This window comes from Vibrio sp. Vb0667 (assembly GCF_033391095.1).
The window spans coordinates 1-1,297 of the sequence record NZ_JAWPOL010000212.1 but is presented as its reverse complement, the minus strand read 5'-3'; the positions used below and the strand labels follow the sequence as shown (position 1 = coordinate 1,297).

The window sequence follows — 1,297 nt, the reverse complement described above, 5'->3', positions numbered from 1 at the left end:
CAGCCTCGATTTTGAAGATACGCTTTTGACGCCACGCCCATACTGAAGGGCTCACGTCGTGCACGGTTTTAATGCCTGCTTGCTTTAAATCTAACTCTAGACGCAAGTTAAAATCTGGCGCATCAATACCGACAAAAACATCTGGCGGGTTCTGGGTGAAGTACTTAACAAGCTCAGCTTTTACTTTTAACAAACGAGGTAATCGTCCAAGCACTTCAACTAAACCCATTACAGCTAACTCTTCCATATCAAAAAGAGATTCACAGCCTTGCGCGATCATCTTTGGCCCACCGATGCCAACGAACTCTGCATTCGGGTATCGTTCTTTCACTGCCTTGATAAAGCCTTCCCCTAGCGTGTCACCAGATAACTCGCCAGCAATGATGCCAATACGTAATGGTTTTTCCATATCGATTTCGCCCTATGTACTATGGATAAGGGATTCCTTATCCATAAAACACAAAAAGACCGCAGCCCTAATTGGGCGCGATCTTTTCCACTTATTGATTCATTCGCGAATTAACGAATGATACCACGTTCCGTTGTTTCTAGAATGTCAGAAAAACGCTTCACTGCAGGCCATTCTTGTGCCATTTCTGCAAGAATCGGTTTCACTTCTTCTAGCGTTTTACCAGAGCGGTAAATTTCTTTGTACGCTTTTTGTAGTGCTCGAATTTCTGGTTTCTCAAAACCATTGCGCTTCAAGCCAACTAGGTTCAACCCAAACGGCGTAGCATGGTTACCTTGAGCAAGTACGTAAGCAGGTACGTCCTGAACAACCGCAGAACAACCACCAACGTATGCATAAGCGCCTACCGTACAGAATGGGTGAATAGCAGAAAGTGCCATTACACCAGCGTGATCTTCTACTGTTACATGGCCACCTAGAATCGCATTGTTACCAATGTGAGTATGGTTGCCTACTACGACGTCATGCGCGATGTGCGCATTCACGCAAAGTAGGTTGTCGTCGCCAATCACTGTTGTCGCTTTGTCTTGCACAGTACCACGATGAACCTGAACCGCTTCGCGAATCACATTACGGTCACCGATAACCACGGTTGTATCTTCGCCACCATACTTCTTGTCCTGGTTTTCTTCACCAATCACTGCATGTGGGAAAATACGGTTATCTTTACCAATTTTGGTATGGCCTTTGATTACTACGTGAGACATGACTTCAGTACCTTCACCAATCTCCACCGTTGAGGTGATGTAGGTAAAAGGACCAACCGTCACGTTAGCGCCAATTTTTGCGCCTTCTTCTACCACCGCTGCCGGGTGGATTTTAGCGGTT

The 1,297-nt window shown here is 45.8% G+C and carries 1 protein-coding gene and 1 pseudogene; both read right to left on the bottom strand.

What is annotated here, in order from left to right; genetic code table 11:
* Positions 1-409, bottom strand: a pseudogene (lpxB, locus tag R8269_RS24705) (lipid-A-disaccharide synthase); the annotation flags it as partial.
* Positions 410-519: 110 nt separating this feature from the next.
* Positions 520-1,297, bottom strand: a 778-nt coding sequence (gene lpxA, locus R8269_RS24700; protein ID WP_318222842.1) for an acyl-ACP--UDP-N-acetylglucosamine O-acyltransferase, incomplete at its 5' end; no start/stop codon positions are given.